The following is a 20,598-nucleotide window of genomic DNA, read 5'->3' on the forward strand; positions in this document are numbered from 1 at the left end:
CGGGAACAATGACAATGAAAAAAATCGTGATTGCCGCGCTGCTCGCCAGCGTCAGCCTTTCCGCTGGCGCAGCCCAGACTATTCGTTTTGCGATGGAAGCGTCTTATCCTCCGTTTGAATCCATGGATGCCAACAACAAGATTGTCGGCTTCGACGTGGATCTGGCTAACGCGCTGTGCAAACAGATCGACGCCACCTGTACTTTCACCAACCAGGCGTTCGACAGCCTGATCCCAAGCCTGAAATTCCGTCGTTTTGACGCGGTGATTTCCGGTATGGACATCACTCCAGAGCGTGAAAAGCAGGTCCTGTTCACCCAGCCGTACTACGAAAACTCTGCGCTGTTCGTCGGCCAGAAAGGCAAAGTGGCTGATATCGCCGCGCTGAAAGGTAAAAAAGTGGGCATGCAGAACGGCTCCACTCACCAGAAATTCATTACCGATAAGCATCCGGAAATCACCACCGTGCCTTACGACAGTTACATGAATGCGAAGCTGGATCTGCAGAACGGCCGCATTGACGCGGTGTTCGGCGATACTGCCGTGGTGACCGAATGGCTGAAAGCCGATCCTAAACTGGCGGCGATTGGCGATAAAGTGACAGATAAAGACTACTTTGGTACTGGCCTCGGCATCGCCGTGCGTCAGGGTAACAGCGATCTGCAGCAGAAGCTGAACGACGCGCTGACCAAAGTGAAGCAGGATGGGACATATAAGACCATCTATAGCAAATGGTTCCAGAAGTAATTCTTGATGAACGAAATGTTTCCATTAGCAAGTGCCGCCGGGATGACCGTCGGCCTTGCCGTTTGTGCTCTGGCGATTGGCCTGGTGCTGGCGATGATCTTTGCGGTGTGGGAGTCAGCTAAATGGCGTCCCGTCGCGTGGGTCGGCACTGGTCTGGTCACCATTCTGCGTGGATTACCGGAAATTCTGGTGGTCCTGTTCATCTATTTCGGCTCTTCACAGCTGCTGCTCATGCTATCCGACGGCTTTACGCTGAACCTCGGTTTTGCGCAGATCCCGGTGCAGGTGCAGATTGAAAACTTCGACGTCAGCCCGTTCCTCTGCGGCGTGATTGCGCTGTCCTTGCTCTATTCCGCTTACGCGTCACAGACCCTGCGCGGTGCGCTGAAAGCGGTACCGGTGGGCCAGTGGGAATCCGGCCAGGCGCTTGGGCTGTCCAAAGCAGCCATTTTCTTCCGTCTGGTGATGCCGCAGATGTGGCGCCACGCGCTGCCAGGGCTCGGTAATCAGTGGCTGGTGCTGCTGAAAGATACCGCGCTGGTGTCGCTTATCAGCGTGAACGATTTGATGCTGCAAACCAAAAGCATCGCTACCCGTACTCAGGAACCGTTTACCTGGTACATCGTGGCGGCGGCGATTTACCTCGTCATCACCCTGCTCAGTCAGTACATCCTCAAACGCATTGACCTGCGCGCGACTCGCTTTGAACGGAGACCAGGCTGATGCTTGAGTATTTACCCGAACTGCTGAAAGGGCTACATACCAGCCTGACGCTGACCGTGGCCTCAATTGTGCTGGCGCTGATCCTGTCGCTAATTTTCACCATCATTCTGACGCTAAAAACGCCAGTGCTGGTGTGGATTGTCCGCGCCTACATCACGCTGTTTACCGGCACGCCGCTGCTGGTGCAAATCTTCCTGATTTACTACGGTCCGGGCCAGTTCCCTCAGTTGCAGAACTATCCCGCGCTATGGCATCTGCTCTCCGAACCCTGGCTGTGCGCAATGATTGCCCTGTCGCTTAACAGCGCCGCATATACCACTCAGCTGTTCTTTGGTGCGATCCGCGCCATTCCGGAAGGCCAGTGGCAGTCCTGTGGCGCGCTGGGGATGAGCAAGAAAGACACGCTGGCCATTTTGCTGCCGTATGCATTTAAGCGCGCCCTTTCCTCTTACTCCAACGAAGTGGTGCTGGTGTTCAAGAGCACGTCTCTGGCTTACACCATCACGCTGATGGAAGTTATGGGTCACGGGCAGTTGCTGTACGGACGCACTTATGACGTGATGGTATTTGGTGCCGCAGGTCTGGTGTATCTGGTGGTCAACGGTTTACTGACCTTAATCATGCGTCTCGTTGAACGCAAAGCGCTGGCGTTTGAACGCCGCAATTAATCCTGCATAAAATATCGACAACCAAGCGGGCACTCACCAGAGCGTCCGCTTTTTTTTATTTTACATTGAGTTATTTAATCGATTTTATTGCATATAAATTCACAAAATGGCAAGGTAACTCCCATACCACAGAGACGGCACAACATCATAAGATTGACCGAAGGGAGCTTTACCATGAAGAAACTTATTCTGGCAGCGCTGCTTGCCACATTCGCCACAGGCGCGGCTGCAGCAGAGAAAATCAGCTTTGGCGTGTCCGCCACCTATCCTCCGTTTGAATCCCTTGATGCCAATAACCAGATTGCCGGTTTTGATATCGATCTGGCCAAAGCGTTATGCAAACAAATGCAGGCGGAGTGCACCTTCACCAACCACGCCTTTGACAGCCTGATCCCGTCGCTGAAATTCAAAAAGTATGACGCGGTGATTTCCGGGATGGACATCACCCCGGAACGCAGCAAACAGGTGGCGTTCACCGACCCGTACTACGCCAACTCGGCGCTGGTGATTGCGAAAAAGGGCGAGTTCACCTCTTTTGAGCAGCTGAAAGGCAAACGTATCGGCATGGAAAACGGCACCACGCACCAAAAATACCTTCAGGATAAGCACCCGGAAGTAAAAACCGTGGCCTATGACAGCTACCAGAATGCGATCATCGACCTGAAAAATGGCCGTATCGACGGCGTGTTTGGCGATACGGCGGTGGTCAATGAATGGCTGAAAACCAACCCGCAGCTGGGTGTCGCGACGCCAAAAGTGACCGATGCACAGTATTTCGGCACCGGCCTCGGCATTGCCGTACGTCCGGATAACAAAGTACTGCTGGAAAAACTGAACAGTGCGCTCAAAGCAATTAAAGCTGACGGCACTTACCAGAAAATCAGCGAGCAGTGGTTCCCGCAGTAATATTTCCCCCGGTGGCGCTTCGCTTACCGGGGCTACTCCATGTTTGTAAGCCGGGTAAGGCACAGCCGCCACCGGGGCGACTCCACATGTGTAGGCCGGGTAAGGCACAGCCGCCACCGGGGCGACTCCACGTGTGTAGGCCGGGTAAAGCCCAGCCGCCACCCGGCGATGCTACAAAGGCACGAAGAAGCGAAAACGCGCCCCACTCACTGAATCCATCAGGCTGATCCCACCGCCGTGCAGTTCCAGCATCCGTTTCACGATAAGCAACCCCAGCCCGCCGCGATTTTCCCGCGACGCCCGCGAATTTAACGCCGATGGACGCTGGAACAGATTGTCACGCAACGTCTCTTCCACACCTGGCCCGCTGTCCGCCACTTCCACCTGTAGCTGGGCGTTTTCCTGCCAGATACGCAGCTGAATAGTGCCGCCAACCGGAGTGTGGCGCACCGCGTTGTCCAGCAGATTGGTAACTACCCGTTCAATCATCGACACGTCGGCATTCACCAGCGGCAGTGAACGCGGCATTTCCACCTGCAGTTTTAACTGCCGCGTTTCGATGGCCAGGTCAAACTTCTGGGCGACATCCTGAATCAGTTCGCCGATGGCAAACCGTTCCAGCTGCGGCTTGATACCGCCGTGCTCAAGTTTCGCTAGCTCAAACAGCTGCTGCGACAGATGCCGCACTTTGTGCCCCTGACGCAGCGCAATCGCCAAATACTGGCGGTTGTCTTCCGGCGACAGCGTATCGGCTTTCATCGACAACGTTTCCAGGTAGCCTAGCAGTGAGGTCAGCGGCGTACGCAAATCATGGGAGATGTTGGCGATAAATTCGCGGCGCTGGCGATCGCTGTCGGAAAGCTGATCCCACTGGCTGGCAATTTTACGCGCCAGCTCGATAAAGGTGTTATGCAAAATAGCCACTTCGTTGGCCGGTTCAGTTTCCGGCGTTTGCTGCGCCAGCTGTTTGATAGCGCTAATGCTGTCCTGATCCAGACCACGCACGTCCGCCGTCAGCTGTTTCACCGGGCGCGTCACCCAGAACCAGACCATCAGGCCCGCCAGCAAACCAAACAGCGCCACCAAAAGCAGCGACCACAGCACCGTGCTCCACAGCGCTTTCTGCCAGGCGCTGTCGGAAAGCGCGTTGAGATCTTCGCCCTGCAAAATAATGTACAGATAACAGTGCAGCTCGCCGTTGAATCTTACCGGCGCGACGCTGAACACTTTTTCTTTATCCAGGCTGCGCGGATCGTCACCAAAAATGGGCCACGCCGCGCCGCCAAGGAAAGTCTGTAACGGCGCGATATCGATTTTCTGCCGCTTCACATGACCTGCTGGCGCAGCGTCGGCCAGCAATTCCCCTTCGGGTGAGACCAGATACAGCTCCACACTCGGGTTAAGCGTCATCAGCCGGGTAAACAACGTTTGCAACGTCTGGCGATTCACATCACCCTGTTTATCCAGCAGCGGTTCGCTGTTAACGATCTGCTGCGCCAGCCCGGCGGACAAACGTTGCACCATCGCGCTACCGTACTGGCTGGTGCTGTACAGCTGCACGCTGCACGCCGCCACCGCGCAGAGCAACAGGATAGCGGTAAATACCAGCGTCAACCGCTGGCTGAGGCTGAGGCGGCGGATCATGTCGTGTGCTCCGTTTTCGCACTGGCGAACTTATAACCTTTCCCCCACACCGTCAGGATAATTTCCGGCTCGGCGGGGTCGCGTTCGATTTTGATGCGCAGGCGGTTGATATGGGTGTTGACGGTATGCTCATACCCTTCGTGCTGGTAGCCCCAGACGCGGTCCAGCAGCGACAGACGCGAAAACACTTCGCCGGGATGGCGGGCAAACCAGTACAGCAGGTCAAATTCACGCGGCGTCAGTTCGATAATGTCACCGCGCAGGCGCACTTCGCGGCTCAGCGGATCAATGCTCAGCTGGTGGCAGGTAATCAGCCCTCCTTCCATACGAATGTTTTGCCCCATTGCTTCCTGGCGGCGAAACAGCGCTTTCACGCGCGCAATCAGCTCAAGCACCGAAAACGGTTTGGGCAGATAGTCATCGGCTCCCATTTCAAGGCCCAGCACGCGGTGCGTTTCACTGGTTCTTGCGCTGATAATGATAACCGGCAGGTAGCGCGTCATCTGACGAATACGGCGGCAAATCTCCAGGCCGTCGACGCCAGGCAACATTAAATCGAGGATAACCGCATCCCAGACCTGTTTTTCCAGCTGAACCAGTGCCTGATGTCCATCCGCTTCGTGGACAATCTGGTAACCCTCATCCTGCAGGTTTAGCCGCAGCAAGGTCGCGATATCCTGATCGTCTTCCACCAGCAGTATTTTCTTTGGGTTATTCATCGCGTTTCACCAACAGTCTTTTATCCAAGCTTAACGCAGGCGGGCGCCGCAAGTTATCACATTTTATTTAAACTTCCGTGAGGATGTGGTGATAAGAAATCACGCATGCTGGTGACATGTCATTCACGGAGAGCCGACCATGTCCCGGATGCGTTCCAAAACGATTCACCCGCTCTGGCTGCGCTGCTGTCATTGGGTTAACGCCATCGCCATCGCGGGCATGATGTTCAGCGGCTGGCGCATTTATAACGCCTCTCCTCTGTTCGGTTTTTCCTTCCCGGCGGACATTACGCTCGGCGGCTGGCTCGGCGGCGCTTTGCAGTGGCATTTCGCCATGATGTGGGTGCTGGTGATTAACGCCACGGTCTATGTATCGCTCGGCATTATCAGCGGTCATTTCAAACGCAAATTCTTCCCACTGTCGCTGCGTGAATTACTCAATGACCTGAAACACGCGCTGCGCGGCACGCTCCAGCACGCCGACCTCAGCCATTACAACATGGTGCAAAAGCTGGCCTACGGTGGCGTAATTCTGCTGGGCGTCGGGCTGGTGTTGTCTGGTCTGGTGTTGTGGAAATCCGTTCAGTTTTCGCTCCTGCGCGAGCTGCTGGGCGGCTACGAAGCAGCGCGTTATATCCACTTTTTCTGTATGAGTGCCATGGCGTTGTTCGTGGTTATCCATTTGCTGATGGTGCTGCTGGTGCCGCGTACGCTGCTCGCCATGCTGCGGGGCCGTTAAGGAGAACAGATGAAAAAGCCCGGTTTTCTTTCTGACAGTGACGCCCGCGACCTGGTGAAGGACGCAGAAAAATTGCTCAGCCCTGACCGCAGACGCGTGCTGCGTCAGGGACTGACCCTCGGTGGCATCATGATGCTGACCGGCTGTGATATCAGCGATAACGAAAGTATCGAGACTGCGCTGTCCCGCATGTCCCGCTTCAACGACCGGGTGCAGGGTTTTCTGTTCAGCCACCGCAATCTGGCGCCTGAATATAAAGAGTCCGAGATCACCCGTCCGTTCCCGTTTAACGCATTTTATGGCCGTGATGAAATCCCACAGATTGATGGCCGTGATTTCCAGTTGCAAATTATGGGCCTGGTGCGTGACACCAAACGCTGGACGCTGCCGGAGCTGTATCACATGCAGCAGGTCAGCCAAATCACCCGCCATATTTGCGTTGAAGGCTGGAGCGCCATCGGCAAATGGGGCGGCGTGCCGTTCGCTCATTTCTTACAGCTGATTGGTGCGGATATGCGCGCGAAGTATGTCAGTTTCCGCTGTGCGGATGATTACTACACCAGTATTGATATGGCCACCGCGTTACATCCGCAAACCCTGCTGGCCCTGACCTGGGATAACAAAATTCTCCCTCCGGAATACGGCTATCCGATGAAAATCCGCATTCCGACCAAGCTCGGCTACAAAAACCCAAAACACGTTTTATCCATCGAAGTCACCAATCGTTTCCCGGGCGGTTACTGGGAAGATCAGGGTTACAACTGGTTTGGTGGCAGTTAAACCCAGAAGCACTTCACAACGTAAAAATGAGGAATTCCCATGAAAAAATTAATGCTTGCAGCTGCTGCTTTCTCTGCCCTGGTGATGTTTAACGTTCAGGCCGCCGACAGCATGAGCAAAGACAGTATGGCGAAAGACAACATGTCGATGTCCCACGACGGTATGGCCAAAGACGGGATGTCAAAATCCCACGACAAAATGTGCAAAGACGGCATGTGCAAGGACGAAATGAAGAAGGACACCATGAAAAAAGACAGCATGGGCAAAATGGACAACATGTCGAAAGACGGTATGAAAAAGGATGAAATGAAAAAAGAGAGTATGTCTAAATAAGATGGCTGGCCGGACGTGGTTCTGTCATCGCCCGGCCTCATTTTAACGTCTAATCAACAGCGTCAGTACTTCGTAATGCGCAGTGTGAGGGAACATATCAAACAGCTGCACGCGTGCCACCTGGTAATCCGATAGATGGCTGAAATCTTTCGCCATCGACTGCGCGTTGCAGCTGGAATAGATAATAAACGGCGGCGCCATGTCGCTGAGGTAGTCGCATAACGCTTTGCCAATCCCACGCCGCGGCGGATTCACCAGCACCAGCTCAGGCACATTGCCCTGATTGGTTGCAAACTGCGTGGAATCGAGCGCCTGAAAATGCAAATTCTGTAATCCCAGTTCCGCAGCCGACTGTTTCGCACAGGCAATGGCTTCTGTCGCGATCTCTATCCCGGTCAGCTGCATTCCTGGCGTGGCGCAATGCAAACCAAAGCCGCCCACGCCGCAAAAGAGATCCCACATATGCTGTACCGGTAATTCGCGCACCCAGCTTCGCGCCGTGGCGTACAGTTGGCTGGCAACCGTCGGGTTGGTCTGGAAGAAACTTTGTGGACGGATCCACAACGGCACGTCGTTAAAACGCTCGGCCAGCGCCTGCTGGTCAGTGAGGAAAATCTCCTGCTCACCTTCCATGATAGCCATGTGCACCGGCTGAATATTCACTGAAATCACTTTCAGCTGTGGGAGCTGAGCCTGTAATGATGGCAGCGCCGCGCGTAGCTGTTCCAGCTTGGTGTCAGAGCGCAGGACAAACCGCAGCATCATCCCGCCGTCGAGCTGGCTTTCGGTCAGCAGCAGATATTTCAGCTCCCCACGCTTACGCGCGACGTTATACGGCGTCAGGCCCGCACGGGCGATAAACGGTTTAAGGGCGGAAAACACCGGGGCAAACGAGGCGGGATACAGCGGGCAGTCGCATAAATCTTCCGGCGTGCCGTCGCGATGCAGCATCCCGAGCAGCGGTTTTTCGACGCTGCCGCTGACGACCATTTTGGCTTTGTTACGAAAACCCGTTTCCGGGCCGCTAACCGGTGCGCACCACTCTTCTACCGTCGAGGACGACAGCAGTTGCTGAAGATCCGCCATTTTGGCGGCAAGCTGTTGGGATACCGGCTGTTCGAGCCACTGACAGGAGCGACAGCGTCCGGCATCATAGAGTGCGCACTGCATACAAAGACCTTTGAAATTCCAGGGGCCGGGATTGTATCACCGTTATTGCAGACGGAAAAACCGACGGCTGGCGGCGGGCACAAAAAGCAGCATCAGCACCAGAATGTCGGGCAGTTTTTGCATCACCAGCGAACGTAAAATTTCACGTTTGGATTCGCCCGCAATACTGAACAGTTCCGGATAACCATAGCCTAATGACGCGGCCCACAGATAGCCGGCAGCAATAACCTGCGTCAGGAAGTAGATCCAGCGCGCCCAGTTTCGCCCTTTGACCAGCGAAAATGCGCACCAGATTTCCACGAAAACCAGCACCAGGCTCGCCATAAACACCAGCGTCAGCGTCCAGGTTTGAACGCTACGACGCACGAACTCCACCATGCCCTGCGGGCCCAGCAGATTGAGGATCATCAGCAAATCCAGCGCACGAATCAGGATAATCGCGAGCGCCGCCACCTGCACCAGCGCAGGGACGTTCAGACGAGCATGTGAATGTCGGGTTTTAGAGAAGAATCGCAATTGTGGCCTTCCATGAAAACGTCTCCCCGGGAAGCCCGAGGAGACGATGACACAACGCTTTAGATTTTAAGCGGTTCAGCCGCGTCTTGCACGCTGGATATCGCGTACACGCTGCTTTTCAGACCTTGCCATGATGAACCAGGCGATTAAACCAACAATCCCGACCACGCCGAGGATGAGCGTCGCCAGGGCGTTGATTTCCGGATTAACCCCCATGCGCACGTTGGAGAACACCAGCATCGGCAATGTGGTTGCGCCCGGCCCGGAAACAAAGCTGGCGATAACCAGGTCGTCCAGCGACAGCGTAAACGCCAGCAGCCAGCCGGAAACCACCGCCGGCATAATCATCGGCAGCGTAATAACAAAAAAGACCTTCAGAGGCGTCGCACCAAGATCCATCGCCGCCTCTTCAATTGAACGGTCGAGTTCACGCAGACGCGACGAAATCACCACCGCCACGTACGCGGTACAGAAGGTGACGTGCGCCAGCCAGATGGTGAACATCCCACGATCGGATGGCCAGCCGGTGGCGTGCCCAAGTGCGACGAACAGCAACAGCAGCGACAGGCCGGTGATAACGTCCGGCATAACCAGCGGCGCGGTTATCATAAATGCAAAGCCGTTTGAACCGCGGAAGCGCCCGAAGCGCACCATCACAACCGCGGCGATAGTGCCGAGAATAGCCGCCATCGTCGCCGCACAGGCGGCAATGGTCAGGCTCAGGCCCACGGCGCTCATCATCGCATCGTCACGGAACAGTTCACCGTACCAGCGCGTTGACCAGCCCGCCCACACCGTCACCAGCCGGGAACTGTTGAAGGAATAGATGACCAGCATCAGCATTGGCGCGTAGAGGAACGAGAACCCCAGGATCAGAATCAAAATACGCCACGGCGAACGAACGACCGGTAAGTTGTTCATCCGTGTTCCCCCATCTGTTTTTGCTGATGTTTGTGGAACCACATTATCGGCACAATCAGCAGCAGCAACATCACCACCGCCACCGCCGAGGCAACCGGCCAGTCGCGGTTATTAAAGAACTCCTGCCACAGCACGCGACCAATCATGATGGTGTCCGGGCCGCCGAGCAGTTCCGGGATAACAAACTCCCCTACCGCCGGAATAAACACCAGCATCGACCCGGCGATAATCCCGCCTTTGGTCAACGGCACGATCACGCTGAAGAAGGTTTTCAGCGGCTTCGCGCCCAGATCCAGTGAGGCTTCCACCAGCGAGTAATCAATGCGGGTCAGCGCGGTGTAAATCGGCAGCACCATAAATGGAAGATAGGCATACACAATGCCGATATACACCGCCAGGTTGGTGTGCAGAATTTCCAGCGGCTGATGGATAATCCCGGTCCACATCAGGAAGTTATTCAGCACGCCGTTACTTTTCAGGATCCCCATCCACGCATACACGCGAATAAGGAACGAGGTCCAGGACGGCAGAATGACCAGCAGCAGCAGAATGTTACGCGTTGACGTCTTACTGTGCGCCACCGCCCACGCCAGCGGGTAGCCGAGCAGCAGGCAGAAAACGGTCGAAATCGCCGCCACCTGCAACGACTGCAAATAGGCCTCAACGTACAGCGGATCGTCCGTCAGTTGCAGGAAGTTGCCGATATTCAGCGTCAGGGTTATCTGGTCGTCGGCCCATTCCCACAGGTCGGTATACGGAGGGATTGCACGCGCCATATCCGCCAGACTGATTTTAAAGACAATCAGAAACGGCAGTAAAAACAGCAGGAACAGCCACAGATATGGCAGCGCGATCACCAGTTTTCGCCCGTGCTTCATCTGCATTTTCGACATATACACGGCAAAGCCGCCAGGCTGTTTTGCACGAACCGGAGGTTCTAATGTACTCATTGCACCCTCCTCTACACCGTCAGAACCACACAGCTGTCCGCATCCCAGCACAGACGCACTTCATCGCCCCAGGTCGGCAGACCTTTGCGATAGCGGTGCTCGTTCTGTAACTGGGCGCTGATCATCTGGCCGCTTTTCAGGCGAACGTGATAAATCGACAAATCGCCGAGATAGGCAATGTGCACCACTTCACCGACCGCAAAGTTGTAACCGTCTGCCGGTGGCTCCTCGCAGAGCATGATTTTTTCCGGACGCAGCGCCACGTACACCGGCACGTTATCCAGCACCGATGCGTCGACATCCACCTTCAACGGATGCATCAGCCCCGGCGAGTCAATCACCAGCCCTTCTTCCTGGCGCTCTTTCAGCAGACCTTCGAATACGTTCACCGAGCCAATAAACTCGGCGCTGAAGCGGGTCGTTGGGTGTTCGTAAATGTCTTCCGGTTCGCCGGTTTGCACGAACTTACCGCGGTTCATGATAGCGATGCGCCCGGCCATGGTCATCGCCTCTTCCTGGTCGTGCGTCACCATTACGCAGGTCACGCCGACGCGTTCGAGAATATCCACCACTTCGAGCTGCATCCGGTCGCGCAGCTTTTTATCCAGCGCGCCCATCGGTTCGTCGAGCAGTAATAATTTTGGCCGCTTGGCGAGGCTGCGGGCCAGCGCCACGCGCTGACGCTGGCCACCCGAAAGCTGGTGCGGCTTGCGTTTGGCAAACTCTTGCATGTGGACGAGGCTGAGCATTTCCTGCACCCGGGCAGTAATTTCCGCTTTCGGCAGCTTGTCCTGCTTCAGCCCAAAGGCGATGTTCTGCTCCACCGTCATGTGCGGAAACAGCGCATAGGACTGGAACATCATGTTGATTGGGCGCTGATACGGCGGCACCTGCGACATATCGACACCATCCAACACAATTTGCCCGGCAGTGAGGGTTTCAAAACCCGCCAGCATACGCAGCAGCGTCGATTTTCCGCAGCCTGATGGGCCGAGCAGAGCGAAAATTTCGCCTTTATAAATAGTGAGACTCACGTCGTCGACGGCATGTTGGCCGTCAAAGGATTTGGTCAGATTGCGGATTTCCAGTAGCGGGGTCAGCGCTTTACGGGTTTTCGCCTGTGGGCGTGGGATTGCGTCAGTCACGATGTTGCTCTCCGGCAAAAAACAAACATTTGCATGGTCCGGTGCCATACAAAGAACATCACAGTGCAGCTGCACTGACCTGGTGCGTTTTATTCTTGCCCGGTGGCGTGCTGCTCACCGGGCAAAACGGGTTTACTTCCCGGTTTTTACTTTTGTCCAGGAACGGGTGATCACGCGGTCAATTTTTGGCGACAGCACGCTCTGGGTGAACAACTTCGCCCGCACGTCCGCTGGCGGATAAATACCAGGGTTATCACGCACTTCAGCGCTCAGTAACGGCGTCGCCGCTTTGTTGGCGTTGGCGTAATAAACGTGGTTACTGATATTCGCTACCACATCCGGGCGCAGCAGATAATTCAGGAACTGATACGCTTCATCGACATTTTTCGCATCTTTAGGAATGGCGAACATATCGAAGTAAACCATCGCCCCTTCCTTCGGAATGGTGTAGGCAATGTTCACGCCGTTTTTAGCTTCTTTCGCGCGGTTTGCCGCTTGCAGGATATCGCCTGACCAGCCAATCGATACGCAAATATCGCCATTCGCCAGGTCGTTAATGTACTGAGAGGAATGGAAATAACGGATAGACGGACGCAGCTTCAACAGCAGATCGTTCGCGGCGCCGGTGTAATCTTTCGGATCTGAACTGTTCGGATCTTTGCCGAGATAGTGCAGCACTGCGGCGTAGATTTCGCTTGGTGCATCAAGGAATGAAACGCCACAGCTTTTCAGTTTTTCAAGGTTCTCAGGCTTGAGGATAAGGTCCCAGCTGTTCACCGGCGCATCTTTACCGAGCGCCGCTTTCACTTTATCGACGTTGTAGCCAATGCCGGTGGTGACCATCATGTACGGAATACCGTATTTATTATCGTGGTCGTTTTGCGCCACCAGCTTGAGCATTTCCGGATCGAGATTTTTGTAATTCGGCAGTTTGCTCTTATCAATCGGCTGGAAAATGCCCGCCTGCGACTGACGCTCAAGGAACTGTGACGATGGCACCACGAGGTCATAGCCGGTGCTGCCCGCCATTAATTTACCTTCCAACACTTCGTTGGAATCAAATACGTCGTAAACCACTTTAATGCCGGTTTCTTTGGTGAAATTCGCCAGCGTGTCCGGCGCGATATAATCAGACCAGTTATAAATATGCAGCGTTTTTTGTTCAGCGGCGAGCGTGCCTGCAGAGACAGCCATCAGCGCACCCGTAATCAGACCCGTTAACCATTTCTTACTTAAGGCGGTCATATCTCTTTTCCTTATCAACGTCCGTTAACATTTGGACCAAAATATACGCACAGCGATGCATGCAAAAATCATGCATATTTTGTCAGTCTGCAAAGAAAAGGAGAGAGCTTCTCTCCCGGCCGGCATTGCTCGTGATTGCCTCAGAAGAATACGCGCCGCATCACGGTAAATGCAGTGTTTCACGCGCCCTGTTAAGGCTTCGCAAGAATAACTTTAGCCAGGGTTCGAGGCTATAGCTCGGGTTAAAAAACGCCTTTTATCAATTTTTTATGCAAGATCACTTTATGGCGTAAGCCAACTGGGGCTGTAGAGTGGTGAATAATTCTTTAAGAAGTGGTTAACAGCAGAATATTGATGGGTTTTACGCAGCCGCGCTGGTGGCGACTGCGTTGATAACGATGGACTTTAGTGAAGAAAATGGAATTGTGACTCTTCCGTCTGTTGCTCTTCTTCTTCGTCCCCTTTGAACAGCAGCTGGTGCGATGCGGCCTCGAGGATAACCATCGACACCTGTTCTTCGCTCTGGCGGAAGAACCATTCGAACTGTTCGCGCGTGACGCCCACGTTGACCGACAGCGTCTGGCAAACCACCAGCTTCGGCAGGTTATCATCCTGAATGTCGAGGAACGCTTTCACCGTCAGCGAACTGGCGTTGATGGAAGAGAGATCGGAGGCCAGCGGCAACAGTGCTGAAGGCTTAACTTCTGCCAGCGCCGAAAACAGCACGACGTTGTCGAGCAGATCGAGCTTGGCATCGAAAATGCCCTCAAAATTCTGCATGTGCGGCAAGTGCAGCGCCTGACAAGTATCGCACTCATAGAAGTTGATGCCCATTTCGTCGAGCCATTGACGTAGCGTATCCAGACCCGGAACGACGAGTGAATCCATAAACCCTGAAACCTCTTACTGTGAAATGAAAGCGTAATCCGAATGAAACGCGTATTAGGGTACGCAAAAATGCATCCAGAAGCTATGACACTGATGAAATCCTGCGCTATCCCCCCGTTTTCAGACAAAAGCCTGGCTGGGCGTAGCGTTCGATCCACTGGATCATTTTGCCCGCGATATCGACACCGGTGGTTTTTTCGATCCCTTCCAGCCCCGGTGACGCATTGACCTCCATCACCAGCGGCCCGCGATTGGCGCGTAAAATATCGACTCCGGCCACATCCAGCCCCAGCGTTTGGGCCGACTTGATGGCAATTTCGCGCTCCAGCGGCGTAATGTCAGCCACGGTCGCCACGCCGCCGCGATGCAGATTCGAACGGAAATCGCCCGGTTTGGCGCGACGTTCAATGGCTGCCACCACGTCATCGCCCACCACGAAGCAGCGAATGTCGCAGCCTTTGGCTTCCTGAATGTATTCCTGCACCAGAATGTGCGCGTTCAGGCCGCGAAAGGCATCGATCACGCTTTCCGCCGCCTGCCGCGTTTCGGCCAGCACCACGCCAATGCCCTGCGTGCCTTCCACCAGTTTCACCACCAGCGGCGCACCGCCGACCATTTCGATCATGTCGCTGGTGTCATCCGGGGAGTGAGCAATGCCGGTCATCGGTAAGTCTATTCCCTGGCGCGCCAGCAGTTGTAGCGAGCGCAGCTTGTCGCGAGCGCGAGTAATCGCGACCGATTCATTCAGCGGATAACTGCCCAGAATTTCAAACTGACGCAGCGCGGCAGTGCCATAGAAGGTGATTGCCGAGCCAATGCGTGGGATCACCGCATCAAAGTGCGGAAGCTGGCGGCCCTTATAATGAATAGAGGAAGCCGCCGGACTGATGTTCATATAGCAGGAAAGCGGGTCGAGGATTTCAACCTGATGGCCGCGCTTTGACGCGGCCTCGCGCAGACGTTTGCAGGACCAGAGCGTTCCGTCCCGGGACAAAATGGCTATTTTCACCCTGCACCTCATTGTGATGGCCTGAAAAGGCCCGGCACATAATACCGCCGATGTTATCGGATAGCCCAGCCCTGTTTGTGCAGATACTCCAGAATAAACGGTCGGGTTTCTTTGACAATAGTGCGACGAATATGATCACTCCACGTATCCGCCCGGGTATTGCTGTCGCGCGACAGGTAGTAATTCGCTACTTCTTCGTCGTAACGCGCCAGTTCGGCGGCATCGACTGGCTGATAATGGTTTTCATGCACAACGATACTGGCTGGCAAACGCGGTTTAGTGCCCGGTTCGTCCGCAGGCCAGCCGAGACACATGCCAAACAGCGGCAGCACGTGCTGTGGCAGCTTCAGCAGATCAGTCACCGCTTCAATGCTGTTACGAATACCGCCAATATACACGCCACCCAGTCCCAGCGACTCCGCAGCAACCATCGCGTTTTGCCCCATCAGCGCGGTATCTACCGTGCCAAGCAGCAGCTGTTCCGCGCGGCCTAAATGGGCATCGGGGCAAATTTGCAGGTGGCGGTTAAAGTCGGCGCAGAAAATCCAGAATTCCGCAGCCTTCGCCACATGCTGTTGTCCGCCGGTCAGCGTCACCAGCTGCTCGCGCAGTTGTGGGTCAGTCACGCGCACAATCGAGCTGCACTGTAAAAAGCTAGAGCTGGCCGCCGCCTGCGCGCTGGCAATAATGGCTTCACGTTGCGCCTGGGTAATTGGCTCGTCGGTAAAATGGCGAATGGAACGGTGGCTTAAGAGCAGATCAATGGTCGGCGTCATCACGTTTTTCCTGGTCAGGCGAAGTCGGTTTATCGTTACGTTGCATGAGCTGTGGGGCAATGGTTTGCGCCATGCCGCGAAACAGTGCAACCGCTGCAGGGATCATCAACAGTATCCCCACAAATATCATGATTAGCCCCGCCATTGGGCTGGCGAACGGTGCGGGCAAGGCGACATAATCTTTCAGAGAAAGCCAGGCCAGTACCAGCATCACCATGCCAATGGCTTCGAGGATAAGCACGCTTTTAGGGAGAGCGCTAAGTGAGCGCATAGTCAGTCTCCGGTCGTCGAGTATAACGGGGAGGATAGCAACTGTGTTTGGCGAAACAAGCCCTCTGCATCGGGTTAAGCCATCGGAACAAAAGGTAGAACCTTCTTTCAACGAGACGCCAGGACAGGCATGATACCGCAATTCGCCGAAAGGCTCAGCTTCAGGAGAGAAAACGATGTTTACCGTTATTTTTGGGCGCCCGGGTTGTCCTTACTGTGTTCGCGCTAAAGAACTGGCAGAAAAACTGACCGCCGAGCGTGATGATTTTAACTTCCGTTATATCGACATTCATGCCGAAGGGATCAGCAAAGCCGATCTCGAACAAACCGTTGGCAAACCAGTAGAAACCGTACCGCAGATTTTCGTTGATCAGACTCACATCGGTGGTTTTACCGAATTTGAAGCCTGGGCCAAAGAAAACCTGGGTCTCTACGCTTAAGCGTAAATGTGGGCGTCACTGGCGCCCACGTCTTGCCACAAACAGGCCGCTGATAAACAAGAAGCACAGCGCGCCCAGCGCACACCAGAACACCGCACTGCACATCCATGCCAGTTCCTGCCAGAAAGACCTATCTGCAAACAACCAAAAACGCATCAACACCAGACACACCGGCGTCGCCAGAATCGCCCCGAGTAATGGCACCAATACCCGCTGCTTCGATGACAGACAACTCGCCACCGCGCCGGGAATAATAAAGAACAGCAGACCCAGCTCCGCATGACCCGATGCCCGAACGGCACCTTTCACATGCAGTAACAGAAAAAGACACACCACAATAAACAGGACAAAACAGCAAATAATGCCCGCCCAACCTCGCTCAGATCTCAAAATTCCTCCTGACAAGTCTCTATCAAACTTCAACTACGTCCAGTTGGATAAAGTTTCCAGCAATCCATGCCGTGAATCACCTACTTAAGGACAAACGATTGTTACTAGCCGCGGCAATCAGGAACGATTAAACTAACGGCCTTAATTTGATGGTGAAAAACAGGCCGCCGTACAGTAGATTTCTCCTGGCCACCCGGGAAAAACCTTAGCCCAAATAGCCATTCCTTTCAACAACTTACTCGTAAACAAGAAGTTAGCTTCCGTGAATATAAACGTCGCAGACTTGTTAAATGGGAATTACATCCTGTTATTATTTGTGGTACTGGCGCTGGGCTTGTGTCTTGGCAAATTGCGCTTTGGATCCATCCAACTGGGTAATTCCATTGGCGTTTTAGTGGTCTCTTTGTTATTAGGCCAACAGCATTTTAGTATTAACACTGATGCCCTAAATCTGGGCTTTATGCTGTTTATTTTCTGCGTCGGTGTAGAAGCTGGACCCAACTTTTTTTCCATATTTTTTCGTGATGGCAAGAACTATCTGATGCTGGCGCTGGTCATGGTAGGCTCCGCGCTGGTGATGGCGCTTGGCCTTGGCAAGCTGTTTGGCTGGGATATCGGCCTCACCGCCGGGATGCTGGCGGGGGCGATGACCTCTACGCCGGTACTGGTCGGTGCCGGTGATACTCTGCGTCACTCAGGCATGAAAGGCGACGAACTTTCGCTGGCACTTGATCACCTGAGCCTCGGCTATGCCCTGACCTATCTGATTGGTCTGGTGAGTCTGATCCTCGGCGCGCGCTATCTGCCGAAATTCCAGCATCAGGACCTGCAAACCAGCGCCCAGCAAATCGCCCGCGAGCGAGGCCTGGACACCGACTCCAACCGTAAAGTGTATCTGCCGGTGATCCGCGCCTATCGCGTCGGGCCTGAGCTGGTCGCCTGGACCGACGGCAAAAACCTGCGTGAACTGGGCATCTATCGTCAAACCGGCTGCTACATCGAACGTATTCGTCGCAACGGCATTCTGGCGAACCCGGACGGCGACGCGGTGCTGCAAATGGGTGATGAAATTGCTCTCGTAGGCTATCCGGATGCACATGCGCGTCTCGATCCGAGTTTCCGTAACGGTAAAGAAGTCTTCGACCGCGATCTGCTCGACATGCGCATCGTCACCGAAGAAGTGGTGGTGAAAAACCATAACGTGGTGGGCCGCCGTCTGGCGCAAATTAAGCTGACCGATCATGGCTGCTTCCTGAACCGCGTGATCCGCAGCCAGATTGAAATGCCCATCGACGACAGCATCGTGCTCAATAAGGGCGACGTATTGCAGGTCAGCGGCGATGCGCGCCGCGTGAAAACCATCGCCGACCGCATCGGCTTTATCTCGATTCACAGCCAGGTCACCGACCTGTTGGCTTTCTGCGCGTTCTTTATCGTCGGCCTGATGATCGGCATGATCACCTTCCAGTTCAGTTCCTTCAGCTTTGCCATCGGTAACGCGGCCGGATTGCTGTTTGCCGGGATAATGCTCGGCTTCCTGCGCGCCAACCACCCGACTTTCGGTTACATCCCGCAGGGCGCGCTGAACATGGTGAAAGAATTCGGCCTGATGGTGTTTATGGCGGGCGTCGGTTTAAGCGCCGGGAGCGGCATTGGACACGGCCTCGGCGTTGTCGGCGGCCAGATGCTGATCGCTGGCCTGGCAGTCAGCCTGGTGCCCGTGGTTATCTGCTTCCTGTTTGGCGCATACGTGCTGCGAATGAACCGGGCGATGCTGTTTGGCGCAATGATGGGTGCGCGCACCTGCGCCCCGGCGATGGAAATTATCAGCGATACCGCACGCAGTAATATTCCTGCGCTGGGCTACGCGGGCACCTACGCCATCGCTAACGTGTTGTTAACCCTGGCAGGTACGCTGATTATCGTCATATGGCCAGGCTTGGGATAAATCTAAAGAATGCAATAAGCAGAAAAAAAAAGTGTGAACTACCGAACTTTTTGAAAGGGCAGTAGTCATAATTAGTGCCACTGCTTTTCTTTGATGTCCCCATTTTGTGGAGCCCATCAACCCCGCCGCTCTTCGGTTCAAGGTTGATGGGTTTTTTGTTGCCTGAAATTCGTGGATCTTCAAAAGTAGTCACCTGGTCCGATTCCATTCTTCATATTTATCATCAGCTTCAGCGCCCTTCTCCACTGAGAATCCTCTGAAACAAACGCTGCAATTTATAAGGCGAAGACTGGGCGACTAAGCTGAAAGTTTACGTTTTGAGGAGGTGCTATGAGCCATCATTCAGATCAATCAAGCCAGTTTCCAACCCCTCCATTTAAAGAACAACCTCAGGAAGCGCCTGGCCTCGCGTCTGAAATGACACCGCAACCCGATCATGGTGAAACCAGTTATGTTGGCACCGGCAGGCTGGCGGGCAAAAAGGCGCTGATTACCGGAGGAGACTCGGGCATTGGCCGGGCCGTCGCCATTGCGTTCGCCCGGGAAGGTGCCGATGTCGCCATCAATTATTTGCCAGAGGAAGCGGCGGATGCTGATGACGTCATTGCCCTGATTAAGGCCGAAGGCAAAAACGCCGTCGCGCTTCCCGGAGATATTCGGGATGAAGCCTTCTGTAAATCACTGGTTGATGATGCCCTCAGCGCGTTGGGCGGACTGGATATTCTGGTGAACAACGCGGGTCGTCAGCAGTATTGTGAATCTCTCGAAGATCTCACCACCGAGGCATTTGATGCGACTTTTAAAACCAATGTGTATGCGCCATTCTGGATAACCAGGGCAGCACTACCGCACCTGAAATCGGGGGCTTCGATCATTAATACGTCCTCTGTTCAGGCGTATCAGCCGAGCGCCATTTTGCTGAATTATGCCCAAACCAAGGCCTGCCTGGCGGTATTTACCAAAGCGCTGGCGAAGCAGCTCGGACCGAAAAATATCCGGGTGAATGCGGTAGCGCCTGGACCGTACTGGACCGTTCTTCAGCCCAGCGGAGGTCAGCCGCAGGAAAAGGTCCGCGAGTTTGGTAAAAGCGCGCCGTTGGGACGTCCCGGTCAACCCGTCGAGATCGCGCCGCTGTATGTCACCCTGGCCTCAGATGCCTGCTCATATGCGTCAGGTCAGGTGTGGTGCTCCGACGGCGGCACGGGCACGCTCTGATCCACGCTGTCGAAAACAGAAACCATTCACCAGGCTTCTGGTTCCCTCACCATATGCACAATATTGCACGGGCTCATAATCCATCCGCCCTTAAATCCCTCAGGTAAAAGCTCGACGCTATCGCAGCGGGTGACGCCCTGCTCTGCCAGATGTTTCTCGGCATGTTTAAAATTGGGCGTGAACAATTCCAGCCAGATCTCGGCCTGGCTCATTGCCGGGGCTTCATCAATCCACAATCGGTTTGGGCCGAGCATAAATCCGGTGGCAGGTACTTTATCCGTGATCTCCTCCAGCCCAATCGTGTGGCGATAGAAATCCAGCGTCTGCTGATACTGGTGCGACGGCACTTTGAGCGCGATATCAATTCCACCTTTCATCTCTGCTTTCATAACGTGTGCTCCTGATTCAGGGTTAACGATAAGGTGATGCGTCTGACGAAACCCTGAGTATGTCGCAA

Annotated in this window: 24 protein-coding genes; 10 read left to right on the forward strand and 14 right to left on the reverse strand. The window is 54.6% G+C overall.

Going from position 1 to position 20,598, the window contains the following annotated elements; genetic code table 11:
- Positions 1 to 14 precede the first annotated feature (14 nt).
- From artJ (MUU47_RS19770) to artJ (MUU47_RS19785), 4 genes are all read left to right on the forward strand, one after another.
- Entirely contained in the window at positions 15 to 746 is a 732-nt protein-coding gene (gene artJ, locus MUU47_RS19770) for an arginine ABC transporter substrate-binding protein (protein ID WP_110510149.1), read from the forward strand.
- 6 nt (positions 747 to 752) lie between these two features.
- A complete protein-coding gene (artQ, locus tag MUU47_RS19775) occupies positions 753 to 1,469 on the forward strand; it encodes an arginine ABC transporter permease ArtQ (RefSeq protein WP_159753900.1) in 717 nt (238 codons plus the stop codon).
- Positions 1,469 to 2,137: an arginine ABC transporter permease ArtM gene (gene artM / locus MUU47_RS19780; RefSeq protein ID WP_258966287.1), complete on the forward strand. Its 669-nt coding sequence runs from the start codon at positions 1,469 to 1,471 to the stop codon at positions 2,135 to 2,137. The genes artQ and artM overlap by 1 nt, the downstream gene beginning before the upstream one ends.
- A 174-nt stretch (positions 2,138 to 2,311) precedes the next feature.
- The gene (gene artJ, locus MUU47_RS19785; protein ID WP_258989864.1) at positions 2,312 to 3,043 is read left to right on the forward strand and encodes an arginine ABC transporter substrate-binding protein ArtJ; all 732 of its coding nucleotides are present in this window, start codon (positions 2,312 to 2,314) and stop codon (positions 3,041 to 3,043) included.
- A gap of 171 nt (positions 3,044 to 3,214) precedes the next feature.
- Here artJ (MUU47_RS19785) and MUU47_RS19790 read toward each other — a convergent pair whose 3' ends face one another.
- The gene (locus MUU47_RS19790) at positions 3,215 to 4,687 is read right to left on the reverse strand and encodes a sensor histidine kinase (protein ID WP_258989865.1); all 1,473 of its coding nucleotides are present in this window, start codon (positions 4,685 to 4,687) and stop codon (positions 3,215 to 3,217) included.
- The gene (locus MUU47_RS19795) at positions 4,684 to 5,406 is read right to left on the reverse strand and encodes a response regulator transcription factor (RefSeq protein WP_258989866.1); all 723 of its coding nucleotides are present in this window, start codon (positions 5,404 to 5,406) and stop codon (positions 4,684 to 4,686) included. Before MUU47_RS19795 ends, MUU47_RS19790 begins: the two co-directional genes overlap by 4 nt.
- Before the next feature lie 139 nt (positions 5,407 to 5,545).
- Between MUU47_RS19795 and MUU47_RS19800 the strand changes: the two genes are divergently transcribed.
- The 3 genes from MUU47_RS19800 to MUU47_RS19810 are packed head-to-tail and all read left to right on the forward strand — an operon-like array spanning position 5,546 to position 7,258.
- On the forward strand, positions 5,546 to 6,145 hold the full coding sequence (locus MUU47_RS19800) for a cytochrome b/b6 domain-containing protein (protein ID WP_258989868.1): 600 nt from the start codon (positions 5,546 to 5,548) through the stop codon (positions 6,143 to 6,145).
- 9 nt (positions 6,146 to 6,154) lie between these two features.
- Positions 6,155 to 6,925 carry a molybdopterin-dependent oxidoreductase gene (locus tag MUU47_RS19805; protein WP_258989870.1) on the forward strand — a complete coding sequence of 257 codons (771 nt, stop codon included), beginning with the start codon at positions 6,155 to 6,157 and terminating at the stop codon, positions 6,923 to 6,925.
- A 39-nt stretch (positions 6,926 to 6,964) separates the two neighbouring features.
- Positions 6,965 to 7,258 carry a pentapeptide MXKDX repeat protein gene (locus MUU47_RS19810; RefSeq protein WP_258989871.1) on the forward strand — a complete coding sequence of 98 codons (294 nt, stop codon included), beginning with the start codon at positions 6,965 to 6,967 and terminating at the stop codon, positions 7,256 to 7,258.
- A 42-nt stretch (positions 7,259 to 7,300) separates the two neighbouring features.
- On the opposite strand, the gene rlmC is transcribed toward MUU47_RS19810, so the two are convergent.
- From rlmC to MUU47_RS19860, 10 genes are all read right to left on the reverse strand, one after another.
- Positions 7,301 to 8,428 (reverse strand): 23S rRNA (uracil(747)-C(5))-methyltransferase RlmC, encoded by a 1,128-nt coding sequence (rlmC, locus tag MUU47_RS19815; RefSeq protein ID WP_258989872.1) that lies wholly within the window; start codon positions 8,426 to 8,428, stop codon positions 7,301 to 7,303.
- A 42-nt stretch (positions 8,429 to 8,470) separates the two neighbouring features.
- The gene (locus MUU47_RS19820; protein WP_258989873.1) at positions 8,471 to 8,944 is read right to left on the reverse strand and encodes a YbjO family protein; all 474 of its coding nucleotides are present in this window, start codon (positions 8,942 to 8,944) and stop codon (positions 8,471 to 8,473) included.
- Between the two features lie 75 nt (positions 8,945 to 9,019).
- A complete protein-coding gene (gene potI / locus MUU47_RS19825) occupies positions 9,020 to 9,865 on the reverse strand; it encodes a putrescine ABC transporter permease PotI (protein ID WP_159753930.1) in 846 nt (281 codons plus the stop codon).
- Entirely contained in the window at positions 9,862 to 10,815 is a 954-nt protein-coding gene (gene potH, locus MUU47_RS19830) for a putrescine ABC transporter permease PotH (RefSeq protein WP_258989874.1), read from the reverse strand. Before potH ends, potI begins: the two co-directional genes overlap by 4 nt.
- Before the next feature lie 11 nt (positions 10,816 to 10,826).
- Positions 10,827 to 11,960, reverse strand: a complete 1,134-nt coding sequence (potG, locus tag MUU47_RS19835; RefSeq protein WP_258989875.1) for a putrescine ABC transporter ATP-binding subunit PotG — start codon at positions 11,958 to 11,960, stop codon at positions 10,827 to 10,829.
- Between the two features lie 132 nt (positions 11,961 to 12,092).
- Complete coding sequence (gene potF, locus MUU47_RS19840) at positions 12,093 to 13,205, reverse strand: spermidine/putrescine ABC transporter substrate-binding protein PotF (protein WP_258989876.1); 1,113 nt, start codon at positions 13,203 to 13,205, stop codon at positions 12,093 to 12,095.
- Between the two features lie 405 nt (positions 13,206 to 13,610).
- Positions 13,611 to 14,093, reverse strand: coding sequence for a type III secretion system chaperone family protein (locus tag MUU47_RS19845; protein ID WP_258989877.1), 483 nt, complete (start codon positions 14,091 to 14,093; stop codon positions 13,611 to 13,613).
- A 106-nt stretch (positions 14,094 to 14,199) separates the two neighbouring features.
- Positions 14,200 to 15,102, reverse strand: a complete 903-nt coding sequence (gene rimK, locus MUU47_RS19850) for a 30S ribosomal protein S6--L-glutamate ligase (protein WP_258989878.1) — start codon at positions 15,100 to 15,102, stop codon at positions 14,200 to 14,202.
- 53 nt (positions 15,103 to 15,155) lie between these two features.
- Positions 15,156 to 15,878, reverse strand: a complete 723-nt coding sequence (gene nfsA, locus MUU47_RS19855) for an oxygen-insensitive NADPH nitroreductase (RefSeq protein WP_258989879.1) — start codon at positions 15,876 to 15,878, stop codon at positions 15,156 to 15,158.
- The gene (locus MUU47_RS19860; protein ID WP_258989881.1) at positions 15,862 to 16,149 is read right to left on the reverse strand and encodes a DUF1418 family protein; all 288 of its coding nucleotides are present in this window, start codon (positions 16,147 to 16,149) and stop codon (positions 15,862 to 15,864) included. The genes nfsA and MUU47_RS19860 overlap by 17 nt, the downstream gene beginning before the upstream one ends.
- 175 nt (positions 16,150 to 16,324) lie before the next feature.
- Between MUU47_RS19860 and MUU47_RS19865 the strand changes: the two genes are divergently transcribed.
- A complete protein-coding gene (locus tag MUU47_RS19865) occupies positions 16,325 to 16,588 on the forward strand; it encodes a GrxA family glutaredoxin (protein ID WP_110509961.1) in 264 nt (87 codons plus the stop codon).
- A gap of 15 nt (positions 16,589 to 16,603) precedes the next feature.
- Here the strand turns inward: MUU47_RS19865 and MUU47_RS19870 are convergent, their stop codons facing one another.
- On the reverse strand, positions 16,604 to 16,978 hold the full coding sequence (locus tag MUU47_RS19870; protein WP_258989883.1) for an inner membrane protein YbjM: 375 nt from the start codon (positions 16,976 to 16,978) through the stop codon (positions 16,604 to 16,606).
- A gap of 262 nt (positions 16,979 to 17,240) precedes the next feature.
- Here MUU47_RS19870 and MUU47_RS19875 point away from each other — a divergent pair, with 262 nt between their 5' ends.
- Both MUU47_RS19875 and MUU47_RS19880 read left to right on the forward strand, forming a co-directional pair.
- The gene (locus MUU47_RS19875; RefSeq protein WP_258989884.1) at positions 17,241 to 18,926 is read left to right on the forward strand and encodes an aspartate:alanine antiporter; all 1,686 of its coding nucleotides are present in this window, start codon (positions 17,241 to 17,243) and stop codon (positions 18,924 to 18,926) included.
- Positions 18,927 to 19,256: 330 nt separating this feature from the next.
- Positions 19,257 to 20,141, forward strand: a complete 885-nt coding sequence (locus MUU47_RS19880; protein ID WP_258989885.1) for an SDR family oxidoreductase — start codon at positions 19,257 to 19,259, stop codon at positions 20,139 to 20,141.
- Between the two features lie 26 nt (positions 20,142 to 20,167).
- Here MUU47_RS19880 and MUU47_RS19885 read toward each other — a convergent pair whose 3' ends face one another.
- Positions 20,168 to 20,530 (reverse strand): hypothetical protein, encoded by a 363-nt coding sequence (locus MUU47_RS19885; protein WP_258989886.1) that lies wholly within the window; start codon positions 20,528 to 20,530, stop codon positions 20,168 to 20,170.
- Between the last annotated feature and the right edge of the window lie 68 nt (positions 20,531 to 20,598).

This window comes from Scandinavium hiltneri, from assembly GCF_024764835.1.
Classification (GTDB): domain Bacteria; phylum Pseudomonadota; class Gammaproteobacteria; order Enterobacterales; family Enterobacteriaceae; genus Scandinavium; species Scandinavium hiltneri.